The sequence below is a fragment of the Rhodanobacter sp. 7MK24 genome, from assembly GCF_014842995.1.
In the GTDB taxonomy this organism is placed as follows: Bacteria; Pseudomonadota; Gammaproteobacteria; order Xanthomonadales; family Rhodanobacteraceae; genus Rhodanobacter_A.
This window is the reverse complement of record NZ_JACYXL010000001.1, coordinates 591,340-605,400: the sequence shown is the minus strand read 5'-3', so window position 1 is coordinate 605,400 and position 14,061 is coordinate 591,340. Positions and strand designations below refer to the sequence as shown.

Sequence of the window (14,061 nt, the reverse complement as noted above, 5' to 3'; positions counted from 1 at the left end):
CAGACGGCATGGCGATCATGCGAGCGCCCGTGCCACCCGCGGTTCGGCCATCGCCGCGATCAGGCGCTCGGCCTCGCGCCAAGGTTCGCCCTGTTCCCGTCCCTTGGCGATGCGGTCAATCCGCGAAGCCCGGGCCAGGCAAGCCAGCCAGTGTTCGCGCGGCGCGCGCCGCAACGCCTTGCGGAACAGCTGCTCGCGCGCCGGCCACAAGCGCTCGGCGCGCGCCTGCGCGGCAAGATCCGGCGCGTTGGCGAGGCGCAGGGCAAGCTGCAGCTGGTTCACCACCCAACCCATCATGGCGATCAACTCGTCACCCTCGGCGCGCAGGCCAGCGAGAATGCGCAACGCACGCGCGCCCTCTCCCGCCAGCGCGGCATCGGTGAGCTTGAATACGTCGTAGCGGGCGCTGTCGGCGACCAGGCTTTCCATCGCGTCGGCATCGATGCGGCTGCTGTCGCCCGCACGCAGCACGGCAAGCTTGTCCACTTCCTGTGCGGCAGCCAGCAGGTTGCCTTCCACGCGCTCGGCCAGCAACGCCGCGGCGTCAGGCGTGGCGCCGAGGCCGCGCGAGGCGAGTCGCGCGCCTATCCACGCCGCCCATTCGCTGGGCTTGGGTGCGTTGAACACCACCATGGTGCCCGCGGCATCGAGCTTCTTGCTCCATGCGCCATCATGCTTGCTGCTCCATTCCATCGCGGTGACCAGCAAGGTGACGTCGGGCGGCGGGTTGGCGCAAAACTCGGTGATCGCCTTGGCGCCATCCACGCCTGGACGGCCGGTAGGCAGGCGCAGGTCGAGCAGGCGGCGGGTGGCGAACAAGGACATGCCTGCAGCGGCACGCGCGAGGTCGTCCCAGTCGAAATGCGGCCCGGCTTCGAGCACTTCGCGCTCGGTGTAACCCAGCTGACGCGCACGCACGCGCAGTGCGTCGGCGGCCTCCAGCACCAGCAGTTCTTCGCCCGCAAGCAGGTAGACCGGCGCCAGTTGATCGCCGGCCAGCGCCCTCTGCCATTGCGCCGGGGCGAGTGGCATCAGGATTTGCCGGTGGTGGACGCCGGCGCCGGCACAACCTGCGGGTGCCGCCCCGCGGCTTCGAGGCGGAACATGATGGCTTGCACCGTGTCTTCCACCAGGCTGCTCTGGAGCTGCTGCACTTCCGAGGCGTTGCCCACGGTGTCGGTGGAGTCGTAGCTGTATTCGTGCTGCATGTCGATGCTCTGGTGCGGCACCAGAATCGTGCCGTCCCCAGCGGTGAGATTGAACTCGGTGTGCATGCGCACCGCGTATTCGGTGATGCGCACATAGCCGCCCTGGGTGAGCGACTGGGTACCGAACGAAGCCACCGGCACGTGCAGTTCCGCAATGCCAGGACCGGGTTCGTCCTCGACATCGACCTTGGCGTTCTCCAGCGCGCGGCTCAGCTTGCGCTGCAACTCGCTGCTGCCGGTGACGACGAGATGCACGCGACTCATCGCCGGCGGCAACGCGGCGTTGCGGCGCAGATGGAAGCCGCAGGCGGAAAGCGCGATGGCGATGGCGAGCAGCGGCGCGACACGAAGCATGCGGTTCATGGATTTCATCCTGCGACGATGTTGACGATCTTGCCGGGCACCACGATCACCTTGCGCACGGTGAGTTCCTTGAGGAAGGCAGCCACGTGCGGTTGCGCCAGCGCCAGCGCTTCGGCCTCTTCCTTGCCGGCGTTGGCGGGCACCTCGATGGTGCCACGCAGCTTGCCGTTGACCTGCACGGCGAGGGTGAGACTGTCGCGCACCAGCGCGGCTTCGTCCACGCCCGGCCAGGGCTGGTCCTCCAGCACGGCCTCGGCATGACCGAGCACCTGCCACAGGTGATGGCTGACGTGCGGCACCACCGGGTTCAGCAGCAGCACCATGGTTTCCAGCACCTCGTGGCGCACGGCGCGCCCCTGCTCGCTCATGTCGGCGAACTTGTTCACCGCATTGAGCAGCTCCATCAGCGCGGCGATGGCGGTATTGAAGGAATGGCGGCGGCCGAAGTCGTCGCTCACCTTCTGGATGGCTTCGTGCAACTGGCGGCGCAGGGTCTTCTGTTCGGCATTGAGTTGCGCCGGGTCGACCACCGGGTGGTCCGGCTGTGCCGCATGCGTGGTGACCTCGCGCCAGAAGCGGCGCAGGAAACGCGCCATGCCTTCCACGCCGGCCTCGTTCCATTCCAGCGACTGCTCGGGCGGCGCCGCGAACATGGAGAACAGGCGCACCGTGTCGGCACCGTACTTGCCCACCATAACTTGCGGATCGACGCCGTTGTTCTTGGACTTCGACATCTTCTCCGTGCCGCCGATCTTCACCGGCTGGCCATCGGTCTTGAGCAACGCGCCAACTACACGCGCCTTGTCGTCGCGCTGGATTTCCACGTCGGCGGGATTGATCCAATCCTTCGAACCGTCGGCGTTGTCGCGGTAGAACGTCTCGGCAATCACCATGCCCTGGCACAGCAAGTTGCGGGCAGGCTCGTCCGACTTCACCAGGCCCGCATCGCGCATGAGCTTGTGGTAGAAGCGGAAGTACAGCAGATGCAGGATGGCGTGCTCGATGCCGCCGATGTACTGGTCGACCGGCAGCCAGTAGTTGGCGCGTTCGTCCACCTGCGCGTCCGCACCCGGCGAGGTATAGCGCGCGTAGTACCAGCTCGACTCCATGAAGGTGTCGAAGGTGTCGGTCTCGCGCTCGGCGGCGCCGCCACATTGCGGGCACGTCGTCTTGCGCCACTCGGGGTCGGCCTTGATCGGCGACTGCACGCCGCCGGCCTTCGCAAACGCGTCCGCCACGTCCTCGGGCAGCACCACCGGCAACTGGTCCTCCGGCACCGGCACCGCGTCGCACTTCGGGCAGTAGATGACGGGGATCGGGCAGCCCCAGTAGCGCTGGCGGCTGACGCCCCAGTCGCGCAGACGCCAGTTGACGCGACGCTGGCCCTTGCCGGCCGCTTCAAGCACGCCGGCGATGTAGTCGAAGGCGGCGCGGTAATCCTTGCCGTCCATTGCGCCGGAATTGATCACGCGCATGTCGGCGCGGGTCTTGTCGCCGTACCACTCCTGCCAATGCGCGGCGTCGTAGGTTTCGTCGCCGGCGGCGATCACCTGCCGGATCGGCAGGCCGTACTTGTGGGCGAACTCGAAATCGCGCGCGTCGTGGCCGGGCACCGCCATCACCGCGCCGGTGCCGTAACCCATCAGCACGAAGTTGGCGACCCACACCGGCACCTTGTCGCCGCTGACCGGATGGACAGCGAACAGGCCGGTGGCCATGCCGCGCTTTTCCTGCGTTTCCAGCTCGGCTTCGGAGACGCCGCCCTGTTTCAGCTCGGCAAGGAAGGCAGCGAGCTGCGGATTGTGCTGCGCGGCCTTCAGCGCCAGCGGATGCTCGCCCGCGATGGAGACGAAGGTGACGCCCATCAGGGTGTCGGGGCGCGTGGTGAACACGGTGAGCGGCTCGGCGCCGCCTTCCACCGCGAAGTGGATGTCCAGGCCCTCGCTGCGGCCGATCCAGTTGCGCTGCATGGTCTTTACCGCGTCGGGCCAGCCGGGCAGCGTGTCCAGGCCGTCGAGCAGTTCCTGCGCGTAATCGGTGATGCGCAGGAACCACTGCGGGATCTCGCGCTTCTCCACCACCGCGCCCGAGCGCCAGCCGCGGCCGTCCACCACCTGTTCGTTGGCGAGCACGGTCTGGTCGATGGGATCCCAGTTCACCACCGAATTCTTGCGGTAGGCCATGCCCTTCTTCATCAACCGGGTGAACATCAACTGTTCCCAGCGGTAGTAGTCGGGACGGCAGGTGGCGAACTCGCGGCTCCAGTCGATCGCATAGCCCAGCGACTGGAGCTGGCCGCGCATGTGCTCGATGTTGGCGTAGGTCCACTTGGCCGGCGCGGTCCGGTTCTTGATCGCCGCGTTCTCGGCCGGCAGGCCGAATGCGTCCCAGCCCATCGGCTGCAGCACGTTCTTGCCCTGCATGCGCTGGTAGCGGCTGATGACGTCGCCGATGGTGTAGTTGCGCACGTGGCCCATGTGCAGCGCGCCCGACGGATACGGCAGCATCGAGAGGCAGTAGAACTTCGGCCGCGCCGGGTCTTCCTTCACCTCGAACGCGCGTTGCGCGCTCCAATACTGCTGGGCGGCGGCTTCCACCGCCTGCGGCTGGTATTCGGTTTCGTTCTTGCTGGCTTCTTGGACGTCTTGCATTGGGTCTGGAGCGGGCTGCCGGGAGAACGGGTCAGATTAGCAGAATGGCCGCCGTTCCCCGCCGGCAGCGGTCTCAATCGGCAGGGCAGCCAGGCCGGTTGCCGGCCTCGTAGGCCCGTGCGGCGGCGGCGATGCGGTTGGCCAACGATGCCAGCGCTCGCTGGTGGCCGGCCACCAGCGCATCGTAGCCAGCCCCCACCTGTTCGTTGACGAGGCTGGTGCAGGACAGTGCGTCCTGGCCGCCGGAGGTGCCTGCCAGGTGCAGGCTCCATGCGGCCTCGATCAATGCGTGGTCGCCAGGCACCGACTCGAAGCGGCGCACATCGAGGGTGATGCGCAGGCGCGGCTGGCCGTTGCCGGGCAGGCCGCCCATGTCCGCCACACCCAGCGCGCTGGCCAGGTCGGCGGACAACGCGCTGTGGATCTCGTCGCCCAGCGGGGCGATCCAGCGCTGGTCATTCAATGGCTGCATGCCCTGCCCGCCCGTGCGCACCACCAGTTGCGGCACATCCACCTGGGCGGGCACGTTCACGGGCGAAAGCTCGAACGGATAGGGCACAGGAGCGATGCGCACCGCAGGGGCGCCCTGCGTCGTCAACGTGTAGTAATGCATCGGCGCGGAAGCGCAACCGGCAAGAGCCAGCGCCAGGGCGCCGGCGAATATCCAAGCATGCCGGCGGCTCATGGCTGGCTCCTGTTCGGTTGGGCGGCGGGTTGCTTCTGCACGGCAGGCGCGGGATCGGCCTGGCGGCCGCGCAACAGCGACTCGGGATGCACGCCGAGGTAATCGGTGAGCACGCGCAGCGAACGCATCGTGCGCTGCAGTTCCTGCATCGTGTTGCCCAGGTTCTGCTGCAGCGGCGAGTCGGTGGAGAACGTGTCGTTCGCCGCGCCCAGCGTCTTGCGGGCGTCGTGCAAGGTGTCGTTGAGCGCCGGCAGGGTCTGGCCGTTCACCTGCTTGAGGGTGGCGTCGAGGTTGGCCAGCGAGTCGTTGAGGTGGTTGCCGATCTGGTCGAACGGAATCTTGTCCAGCTTGCCCACGATATCGGCCATCTGCTCCTGCAGCTTGTCGAAGCTGCCGGGTGCGGTGGGAATTTCCAGCGGTCGCGCATCGGGGTCGTAGCTTGCCTTCGGCGCATTCGGCAGGAAGTCCATCGCGATGTAGAGCTGGCCGGTAAGCAGGTTGCCGGTGCGCGCCTGCGCCCGCAGGCCGTGGCCGACCAGGGTGCCGACCATGTGCGAGAGGTCGGCGTTGTCGCCGTGCTGCTTCGCCAGCGCCACCAGCTTGTCGTGCGCCTGGCCCAGCCGCTCGGGGTAGATCACGGCACCGACGATGAACGGGAAACGATGGGCCTTCTCGTCGTAGTCCATGCGGATCGACACCACCCTGCCGAAGTTCATCCCGAGGAACTCCACCGGCGCGCCCACCGCCAGCCCGCGCAGCGACTGGTCGAAGCGCATGCGGATGTAATGCGGCTCGCCGTCCGGCGGCGCCATCGCGGAAGCCTGGTCGGCGAACAATTGGAAACCGGTGCCGTCGCCCGCCGGCGTATCGTCGTGCGGGCCACCCGGATCCTGGAAGGCCACGCCACCGGCCAGCACGGCGGCGATCGACTGCGTGTTGAGCTTGAGGCCGTCCGCACCCAGCGAGACATCCACGCCGCTGGCGTTCCAGAAGCGGGTTCCGCTGTCCACGTAGCGGTCGTTCGGGCTGTCGATGAATACCGCGAAGGTCACGCCCTTGCCGTCCTTGTCCAACTGGTAGGACACCACGCGCCCCACCTGCATGCGGCGGAAGTACACGGGCGAACCGATGTCCAGCGAACCGAGGTCGTCGGCATGCAAGACGAAGCTCTTGCCCGGTTCGCCATGGGTCACCGCGGGCGGGATTTCCAGGCCCTTGAACTCCTCCTGCGGCGTTTGCGAATCGCCGGTATCGGCGCCGATATAGGCGCCCGAGAACAGCGTATCCACGCCGGAGACGCCACCCAGCCCGATGCGCGGACGCACCACCCAGTAGCGCGTGCCTTCGGTGGCGAACGATCCCGCGCTCTTCTCCAGCGCCACCTTCACCAGCACGTGGCTGCGGTCGCTGCTGAGGCGGATCTTGTCCACCTTGCCGATCACCACCTCCTTGTACTTCACCGGTGTCTTGCCCTCGGCCAGCCCCTGCGCGGTCTGGAAGCTGATGGTGATCACCGGACCGGCCTGCAGCCAGGCGTTCACCACCAGTGACAGGCCCACGATTGCGGCCAGCGCCGGCACCAGCCAGATCAGCCAGGGGGTGCTGCGCCGCTTGCGCAGCACGGGACGCGGCAAGGCGCCGGCTTGCTCGTCAGTCATCGGAATCTTCCTTGCCATCCCAGATCAGCCGGGGATCGAAGCACATCGAGGCGAACATGGTCAGCACCACGGTAAGGCCGAAAAACACCACACCCGGCAACGGCTCCACCAGGCTGAAGTAGCCGAAGCGTACCAGCGCGGTGAGCAGCGCCACCACGAACACGTCCAGCATCGACCAGTAGCCGATCAGCTCCACCAACCGATACAGCTGCGCGCGCTGCCGCCGCGCCCAGTTGCTGCCGCGGCGGCAGGTGATGAGCAGCGTGCTCAATGCAAGGAACTTCAGCATCGGCACCATGATGCTGGCGCAGAACACGATCACCGCCAGGCCAGGCGAACCCTTCACCCACAACTCCACCACACCGCTGAGGATGGTGTTGTCGTCGATGTCGCCCAGGCTCGCGGTGCGCATGATCGGCAGCACGTTGGCGGGAACGTACATCAGGAACGCGGCGATCAGCAGCGCCCAGCAGCGGGCATAGACCGCCGGCTTGCGCCGGTGCAAGGACGAGCCGCAACGAGGGCAGGCCAGGACGCCGTCGCCCTCGTCTACCGCACGGCACACCTGGCCGCAGACATGACAGCCGATCAGGCCCAGTTCGGTGGCGCGCGGCAAGGTGCTCATGGCGACTCCTCGCGCGTCTCGTCCCACAGCCGGCTCAGGTCCACCCCTGCAAACACCGTGATCAACAGCATCAATCCCGCATACGCATAGATGCCCGGATCGGGCAGCACGTCGAAATACAGGTGCGCCTTGACGATGGAAACCAGTGCGCCCAGCACGAACACCTCGCTCATCGTCCATGGGCCGAGGTGGTGCATCGCCACCATCAGCGGGCGAAAGCCCGGCGCGCGACGGCCGCTGCGTGCGTACAGCAGCAGCCAGCCGAGCGCGAAGATCTTGCACAGCGGGAACACGAACAGCGTAAGCGCCGCCAGCACCGCCACCACCTGCGACTGGTCCAGCCACATGGTGTGGATCACGTCCCACAGCGTGGCATCCACGTATTGGCCGTTGAGACCCAGCGTCACGATGGGCCATAGCGTGGCCTGCGCGAACACCACCAGCGCGGTCAGGATCAGCGCCAGGAGGCCGTTCGCACGCATGCCGCGGCAACGCTCCAGCACCGCTCCGCAACGCGCGCACTCGGCCCCCTCGCCTTTCGCCAGCGGGCGTCGGTGATACACGGTGTCGCAGTGCTCGCAGATCAGCAGCGCCTGCGCCGCCGTCGCGTCGTCGGGTGCATCCGTTGGGGACAGATCCATCTGGCGATTCTCGCAAATCCGGCTGCATCACGGGCGACATCGCAGGGGCTTGATATGCTGGCTCGCGCACTCCATTTCACCAATCTTCATTCATCCACGAACGGAATCCGCCGTGACCGACGCCACTCTCGACCACGTCTTCGACGTTACCGAACAGAATTTCGAGGCCGACGTGCTCAACGCCTCGCTGGATACGCCGGTACTGGTGGATTTCTGGGCCACGTGGTGCGGCCCCTGCAAGACGCTGGGCCCGTTGCTGGAGCAACTCGCCGCCGAATACAAGGGCGCGTTCCGCCTCGGCAAGGTGGATGTGGACAAGAACCAGCAGCTCGCCACGATGTTCGGCATCCGCAGCGTGCCCACCGTGGTGCTGGTGAAAGACGGCCAGATCGCCGACGGCTTTGCCGGCGCGCTGCCGCTGGGCCAGTTGCGTGAATTCCTCGAACGCCATGTGCAAGTGCTGGAAGGCGAAACAGAAGAAGTCGAGCTGCCCGCCGAAACGCCTGAAGCGGCGATCAATCGCCTGCAGCAGGCTATCGCTGCCGAACCCGACCGTGCCGAGCTCAAACTCGATCTCGCCACGGCGCTGGCGCAGGCCGGCCACAGCGACGCCGCTGCCAGCGAGCTCGACGCCCTGCCCGCCAATCTCGCCACCGACGCCCGCGCCGTGCGCCTGCGCCATCAGCTGGAATTGGCGCGCGCGCTGAAAGACGCCCCCGCGCAAGCCGAACTCGAGCAGCGCATCGCCGCCAACCCAGCCGACTGGGAAGCCCGCGACCTGCTTGGCGTACGCCTGCTGCTGGGCAACGATCCGGGCACCGGCCTGGAACAGTTCCTCGCCATCCTCGAAAAAGCACGCGACTGGAACGACGGCGCTGCCAAAAAGCGCCTGATCGCCGCCTTCGCCACGTTGGACGATGCCGAACTGGTAAGCCGGTACCGCCGGCGCATGGCATCTTTGTTGTTCTGATGAGGGCGGCACGTCTGGCCGCCATCCACTCCATACGCTAAAGTACGGAACACTTCCCGCTGTTCCGTGCCTTCATGCGTGCATCCACTTTCCGTCGGCTGATGAATCTCTGGCCGCCGTTCCTGTTCAACAGCATCCGCGTACAGTCGCTCAGCGAGGACTACAGCCGGGCGACGATCGTGCTGCGCCTGCGTCCGTGGAACCGCAACTACGTCAAGAGCCAGTTCGGCGGCAACCTGTTCGCGATGGTCGACCCGTTCTGGATGCTGCTGGCGATGCATCGCCTCGGCCCCGACTACTACGTCTGGGATCAAGCCGCCGCCATCGATTTCGTGGCGCCCGGCCGCGAGGACGTCTACGCCCAGTTCCAGCTCGACGACACCACTCTCGATGAACTGCGCGCCGCCGCGGCCAAGGGCGAAAAGGTGCTGCGCTGGTTCGAGAACGAGATCACCACCGCCTCCGGCGAGGTAATCGCACGCGTGCGCAAACAGGTCTACGTGCGATTGAAGCCGCGGGCGCGCTGACCCCTGCAGCGAACCTGTCTGCTGCGGGAGTCATGTCTCGGCAAGGTTCCAGCCCTCGTAGAACAGGATGACGCCGTCCCTGATGGCCAAAGCCGGCATGACGAAAACGCCGTCAGCGAGGATGCGCGGCGTTTCAACCGGCCTGCGGCAGTTCGCCGAAAGAGCCCACGCGACCGGTTCCCAGCAACGAATTGCGCGTCATCCAGGCCAGCGGCAGACCGACCAGCACGACATGGCTGAAAATCTGCTCGGCGAACGAGACGACGGTGACGTGCGGAAACAGTGCAGGCCAGCGCAGCGGCAGCACGATGAGGTTCATCACCGCCCACAGCGCCATGCCGTACAGCGTGCCGGAAATTGCCGGCCTCGCGGCGAGCCGCGGCAACCGACGCGCCACCATCACGTACGCGGCGACCATCGCCAACATGATGGCGAAATGCAACAGCACGCCGACCACCAGCGCCGGCGCGCCCGCTTTCAATGCCCCCGGCCATACGGCCGAGGCAATGCCGACAGGCACCGCCAGCGGATTCCTGCCATCGATCAGCACATAGGCCATGGCTGACAGCAAATCGAGCGTGCCTGCGAACAATGTCGCGCGCAGCAACAGGCGTGCGGGCTTCTCGCCAAGGTTTTCCATGATGTTTCTCCACTGAAAAAGGAAGCGGCCGTAGCGAGCCGCAGGGCAACCGGCGCCGACTGACCAGCGGGCGCTTGCCAGGCAGCGCGAAACAGGCCGCAAAGCTGCGTTGCGTCCGTGCCGGCACCGTCGGCCATGCGGGCATCTACGTCCGCAGGTGCCTCGCGAAGCATTCACAGATCGCGAAGACAACCAAGCCGGTCGCCCTGAAGCTGCCGCCAGGCCCCGCATCGTCGCCATCGGCGAGGAATCGGCGATGGAACGAACTGCGCCAGCAGCGTAGGTGGCCGGCACGATGGCGTCATGGGGCAATGGCGACATATCGACAGGCGATCTCGCCATCCGCATCGAATCGCGCACAGGGCGCTTGACGTGCCGAACGAAAGCGCCACGCTTGGCCCACCATCACCACTGGAAGCCGCCGTGCGTGTCGCCATTCTTGCCTATGACGGATGCATGGGCGCCGAAGTGCTTGGCCTGTCGGATGTCTTGCTGGTTGCCAATCGCATCAGTGCGATGCGCAGGCCGGACGCACCGGCGCCCTTCTCTGTGGCCATCATCGGCACGCGTGCCGGCACGGTGCGCCTCGCCGGTGGTGCGCAATTGTCAGTCGTCGCGCCCGCGCCATTCGATCTGCTGGTGGTGCCGGCCTTCGACTTCAGCGGCAGCGAGGAAATCACCGCGGCATTGGCCGCCCTCGATGCGGAGAAAGCACTCATCCGCCGCGCGGCCGAGCAACGCAAGGTCGCCTCCATCTGCGGCGGCAGTCTGCTGCTTGCCGATGCCGGCCTGCTTGATGGGCGGCAAGCCACCACCGCCTGGGCGCTGGCGGGCGAAATGGCGCGGCGTTATCCCCGCGTCGAAGTGTTGCCCGACGCCGTGCTGGTGCGCGCGGGCGAAATCGTCACGTCGGGCGCCTTCACGGCATATGGCGACCTTGCCCTGCAGCTGATCCGCGACTGCGCCGGCAGCAGCCTGGCTCGCGCCGTCGGCCGTTTCAGCCTGATCGACCAGGGACCGCGCAGCCAGGCGCCTTACCTCGACCGCCGACTGGGCCACAAGCGCAAGGAGTCCTTCGCGCGCGCGGTCGGTGCATGGTTCGAGCAGCGTCTCGCCGAACGCTACAGGCTGAGTGCGCTGGCTGCCTCATTCAACCTCTCCAGCCGCACGTTGCTGCGAAGATTCCGCGCAGAAGCGGGGTGTTCGCCGCTGGACCTGCTGCACGACCTGCGCATCGAGAAAGCCAAGCTGCTGCTGGAAACGACGACGTTGGGCGTGGCGCAGGTGGCCGCCGAAGTGGGCTATCTCGACGTCGCGACTTTCTCCCGCCTGTTCGCCCGTCACACGCAACTGACGCCGGCCACTTTCCGCAAGCGCTTCCAGGCCGTCGATGTCGCGGTGTTCTGAGGCAACGGCATATGGCGGCTTCGACCGTCCATTTGTCCATCGCGCCCGATTACCTCGTCGGTTGCGAGAGCTAACGTCCATCGTCGTCAACATCACCTCGACGAAGCCCATGGACACCACGAACTCGCCTATCGCCCCCGCTGCTTCCACGAAGCGTCCCGAGACTCCTGTCGACATCGTGCGCAGCCCTAGTGAGCACATCGGTTACCTTCCCCGCGATTCGCGGGTGGAACTGGACGCCGCCTACGAGGCGCTCGTTTCGTGCGAGTCGGCCTGTCGATTGCGCAGGCGATGACGCGTCACGGGTCGCACGCCTCACTCCCGCTCGAATCGCGCGATCTCCTGCAACGCTGATTCGGCCTTCACGATGGCGTTGCCGGCGAAGTTGTTCTCCAGCCAGCGGCGATGGCCGAGCCTGCGCAATATCACATAGGCCAGCGCGACCACACCCAGCGAAACGGCTCCGCTCAGCAGCATCCATGTCGCCAGGCCGGGAGCACGCCACCACCAGTCGGGATGGCCCATCCGATCCCAGTCGTACTGGATCAGCATCAGCATCGCAGGAATCCAGATCACGCTGCCCAGCACGGCGAACACCGGCGCCTCCACCTTCACCCGCCATGCGCGCATCTGCACCAAGCGGCGCTGGATCTCCAGCACCGGCGCGGCGTAATCAACGCCTTGCTGCATCGAGAGCAGCCGCGCCGGAAAGATCAGCGCCAGCGTGCCGAATACCTGCATGGCGATGCCGCAGGCCATCGCCTGCCACAGGCCCACATGCGTCGACCAGAAACTGATGCCCCACAGCATCAGCACGATACCCAGCGCGATCTGCAGCGACTGCCCCCACACCAGCGGCCGCAGGTGGCGGCGCAGGCGATCGGCCTGTCCCTGGCGGAACAACTGTTCGTTCAACGCGTTCTGCCGTTCCAGTTGCCGGCCCAGCGTCTGCCACGCAAGCTTCATCTCGTCGAGTTCCATGGTCATGCTCCGGTGGTGGCCGCGGCGGTCATCCGGCCGCGCAGCCGGGTCTTGATGCGATTGATCTTGGTGGCCACGTTGGTGGCGCTGATGCCGAGCACTTCGGCGATTTCGGCGTAGCTCCGGTCTTCCAGGTACAGCAGGATCAGCGCGCGGTTGAGCGCATCCAGCTCGCCGATGAAGGCGTACAGCGCGTCGAGACGTTCGTCCGGCTCCACGGCCGGTTCGCCCGCGATGGTTTCCAGATGCGCATCGTCCAACGGCTCGAAGCGCACAGCCTCGCCGCCGGCGCGGCGCAGGTGCGAGATCGCCACGTTCAGTGCGATGCGGTATAGCCAGGTGCTGAACTTCGCGCGCCGCTCGTCGAAAGCCGCGAAGGATCGCCACAGCTGCGCGCCGATCTCCTGCGCCAGGTCGAGCCGCTCTTCGGCACCCCGTGCGTAGACGCCGGCCACCTTGAACACGATGCCCCGGTGTTCGCGCCACAGTGCCTCGAAACGTTGCTGGTCTGCCTTGCCGCCCATGTCCGTCCACGCATCCCCGTCGTTGCCAGCATGATTCGCACGGGCACGGAAAAAATCACAGTGCGTCACCCGGCGATGACGCCAGCGGCTCGCATAATCGCCGCAATGGGCTTGCGGAGAACCGCATGGCACTGGCTGAAAACCTGTTGATCCGCGTGCGCCGGCTCGACCCGGGCTGCTTTGCGCTGGTGATGGCCACCGGCATCGTGTCGGTGGACGCCAGCCAGCACGGCCTGCCGCGGCTGGCGCAGGCGCTGTTCGTGCTCAACCTGCTGACCTATGCGTGGCTGCTGGCGCTGAGCCTGCTGCGGCTGGCGCGCTTCCGCCACGAAGTGGTGGCAGACTTCACCGATCCTTCGCGCGGAGCCGGCTTCCTCACCTTGGCCGCAGCCACCTGCGTGCTGGGCAGCCAGTGCGTGCTGGTCCGTCCGCTGCCCATGCTGGCGGCAGTACTGTCGGTGGCCGGCGCGGCGCTGTGGCTCGTGCTGATCTATCTGTTCTTCGCCGCCACCATCACCGCGCGCTTCAAGCCCGGCTTCACCCGCAGCATCAATGGCGGCTGGCTGGTGGCGGTGGTGTCCACCCAGGCGTTGTCGGCACTCTTGACCCTGGTCGCGGCCAACCGAGCCGACCCTGATCGCCTCCAGTTCATGGCGCTGAGCCTGTACATGCTGGGCGCGGCACTGTATCTGCTGATCATCACCCTGGTGGTGTACCGCATGGTGTTCTTCCCGCTGCGCGCGCGCGAGTTCACCCCGCCGTACTGGATCGACATGGGCGCGCTGGCCGTCACCACGCTCGCCGGCAGCCTGATCGTGATCCACGCGCCAGCGCGCGGCGCGCTGACCGAGCTGCTGCCGTTCGTGAAGGGTTTCACGCTGTTCTTCTGGGCCACCGCCACCTGGTGGATTCCGCTGCTGGTGATCCTGGAGGTGTGGCGGCACGTGTGGCGCCACGTGCCGCTGCGCTACGAGACGGATGATTGGGACATCGTGTTCCCGATCGGCATGTACACCGTGGGTACGTTCGAACTGGCACAGGCACTGCACGCCGACTTCCTGCTGGCGATCCCCGCCGCCGGCGTGTACGCGAGCCTCGCGTTGTGGCTGCTGGTGGCGCTGATCGGCCTGCGCCGGCTGTACCGCAAGGGACTGCGGCATGGCACGCACGCGCAACACTGA

Annotated in this window: 14 protein-coding genes; 4 read left to right on the top strand and 10 right to left on the bottom strand. The window is 66.6% G+C overall.

Going from position 1 to position 14,061, the window contains the following annotated elements; genetic code table 11:
* Positions 1-15: 15 nt before the first annotated feature.
* The 7 genes from holA to IHE49_RS02740 form a co-directional block, all read right to left on the bottom strand.
* Positions 16-1,032, bottom strand: coding sequence for a DNA polymerase III subunit delta (holA, locus tag IHE49_RS02770; protein WP_192154687.1), 1,017 nt, complete (start codon positions 1,030-1,032; stop codon positions 16-18).
* Complete coding sequence (gene lptE, locus IHE49_RS02765; RefSeq protein WP_192154686.1) at positions 1,032-1,571, bottom strand: LPS assembly lipoprotein LptE; 540 nt, start codon at positions 1,569-1,571, stop codon at positions 1,032-1,034. The genes holA and lptE overlap by 1 nt, the downstream gene beginning before the upstream one ends.
* A gap of 5 nt (positions 1,572-1,576) precedes the next feature.
* On the bottom strand, positions 1,577-4,222 hold the full coding sequence (leuS, locus tag IHE49_RS02760) for a leucine--tRNA ligase (RefSeq protein ID WP_192154685.1): 2,646 nt from the start codon (positions 4,220-4,222) through the stop codon (positions 1,577-1,579).
* 73 nt (positions 4,223-4,295) lie between these two features.
* On the bottom strand, positions 4,296-4,907 hold the full coding sequence (locus tag IHE49_RS02755) for a PqiC family protein (protein WP_192154681.1): 612 nt from the start codon (positions 4,905-4,907) through the stop codon (positions 4,296-4,298).
* Entirely contained in the window at positions 4,904-6,565 is a 1,662-nt protein-coding gene (locus IHE49_RS02750) for an MlaD family protein (protein ID WP_192154679.1), read from the bottom strand. The genes IHE49_RS02755 and IHE49_RS02750 overlap by 4 nt, the downstream gene beginning before the upstream one ends.
* Positions 6,558-7,190 (bottom strand): paraquat-inducible protein A, encoded by a 633-nt coding sequence (locus tag IHE49_RS02745; protein ID WP_192154677.1) that lies wholly within the window; start codon positions 7,188-7,190, stop codon positions 6,558-6,560. The genes IHE49_RS02750 and IHE49_RS02745 overlap by 8 nt, the downstream gene beginning before the upstream one ends.
* A complete protein-coding gene (locus IHE49_RS02740) occupies positions 7,187-7,831 on the bottom strand; it encodes a paraquat-inducible protein A (RefSeq protein ID WP_192154675.1) in 645 nt (214 codons plus the stop codon). The genes IHE49_RS02745 and IHE49_RS02740 overlap by 4 nt, the downstream gene beginning before the upstream one ends.
* Positions 7,832-7,943: 112 nt before the next feature.
* Between IHE49_RS02740 and trxA the strand changes: the two genes are divergently transcribed.
* On the top strand, positions 7,944-8,801 hold the full coding sequence (trxA, locus tag IHE49_RS02735) for a thioredoxin (RefSeq protein ID WP_192154673.1): 858 nt from the start codon (positions 7,944-7,946) through the stop codon (positions 8,799-8,801).
* 74 nt (positions 8,802-8,875) lie between these two features.
* Positions 8,876-9,328 (top strand): DUF4442 domain-containing protein, encoded by a 453-nt coding sequence (locus IHE49_RS02730; RefSeq protein ID WP_192154672.1) that lies wholly within the window; start codon positions 8,876-8,878, stop codon positions 9,326-9,328.
* Positions 9,329-9,461: 133 nt separating this feature from the next.
* Here the strand turns inward: IHE49_RS02730 and IHE49_RS02725 are convergent, their stop codons facing one another.
* The gene (locus IHE49_RS02725; RefSeq protein WP_192154670.1) at positions 9,462-9,968 is read right to left on the bottom strand and encodes a hypothetical protein; all 507 of its coding nucleotides are present in this window, start codon (positions 9,966-9,968) and stop codon (positions 9,462-9,464) included.
* A 423-nt stretch (positions 9,969-10,391) separates the two neighbouring features.
* Between IHE49_RS02725 and IHE49_RS02720 the strand changes: the two genes are divergently transcribed.
* Positions 10,392-11,375, top strand: a complete 984-nt coding sequence (locus IHE49_RS02720; RefSeq protein WP_192154668.1) for a helix-turn-helix domain-containing protein — start codon at positions 10,392-10,394, stop codon at positions 11,373-11,375.
* A gap of 315 nt (positions 11,376-11,690) precedes the next feature.
* Here the strand turns inward: IHE49_RS02720 and IHE49_RS02715 are convergent, their stop codons facing one another.
* Positions 11,691-12,356: a hypothetical protein gene (locus tag IHE49_RS02715; protein WP_192154666.1), complete on the bottom strand. Its 666-nt coding sequence runs from the start codon at positions 12,354-12,356 to the stop codon at positions 11,691-11,693.
* Between the two features lie 2 nt (positions 12,357-12,358).
* Positions 12,359-12,880, bottom strand: a complete 522-nt coding sequence (locus IHE49_RS02710; protein WP_192154664.1) for a sigma-70 family RNA polymerase sigma factor — start codon at positions 12,878-12,880, stop codon at positions 12,359-12,361.
* Positions 12,881-13,005: 125 nt separating this feature from the next.
* Here IHE49_RS02710 and IHE49_RS02705 point away from each other — a divergent pair, with 125 nt between their 5' ends.
* Positions 13,006-14,061, top strand: coding sequence for a tellurite resistance/C4-dicarboxylate transporter family protein (locus tag IHE49_RS02705; protein WP_192154662.1), 1,056 nt, complete (start codon positions 13,006-13,008; stop codon positions 14,059-14,061).

Coding starts and splice junctions, on each gene's coding strand:
- holA (WP_192154687.1), bottom strand. CDS start 1,032: ATGCCACTCGCCCCGGCGCAATGGCAGAGGGCGCTGGCCGGCGATCAA.
- lptE (WP_192154686.1), bottom strand. CDS start 1,571: ATGAACCGCATGCTTCGTGTCGCGCCGCTGCTCGCCATCGCCATCGCG.
- leuS (WP_192154685.1), bottom strand. CDS start 4,222: ATGCAAGACGTCCAAGAAGCCAGCAAGAACGAAACCGAATACCAGCCG.
- IHE49_RS02755 (WP_192154681.1), bottom strand. CDS start 4,907: ATGAGCCGCCGGCATGCTTGGATATTCGCCGGCGCCCTGGCGCTGGCT.
- IHE49_RS02750 (WP_192154679.1), bottom strand. CDS start 6,565: ATGACTGACGAGCAAGCCGGCGCCTTGCCGCGTCCCGTGCTGCGCAAG.
- IHE49_RS02745 (WP_192154677.1), bottom strand. CDS start 7,190: ATGAGCACCTTGCCGCGCGCCACCGAACTGGGCCTGATCGGCTGTCAT.
- IHE49_RS02740 (WP_192154675.1), bottom strand. CDS start 7,831: ATGGATCTGTCCCCAACGGATGCACCCGACGACGCGACGGCGGCGCAG.
- IHE49_RS02730 (WP_192154672.1), top strand. CDS start 8,876: ATGCGTGCATCCACTTTCCGTCGGCTGATGAATCTCTGGCCGCCGTTC.
- IHE49_RS02725 (WP_192154670.1), bottom strand. CDS start 9,968: ATGGAAAACCTTGGCGAGAAGCCCGCACGCCTGTTGCTGCGCGCGACA.
- IHE49_RS02715 (WP_192154666.1), bottom strand. CDS start 12,356: ATGGAACTCGACGAGATGAAGCTTGCGTGGCAGACGCTGGGCCGGCAA.
- IHE49_RS02710 (WP_192154664.1), bottom strand. CDS start 12,880: ATGGGCGGCAAGGCAGACCAGCAACGTTTCGAGGCACTGTGGCGCGAA.
- IHE49_RS02705 (WP_192154662.1), top strand. CDS start 13,006: ATGGCACTGGCTGAAAACCTGTTGATCCGCGTGCGCCGGCTCGACCCG.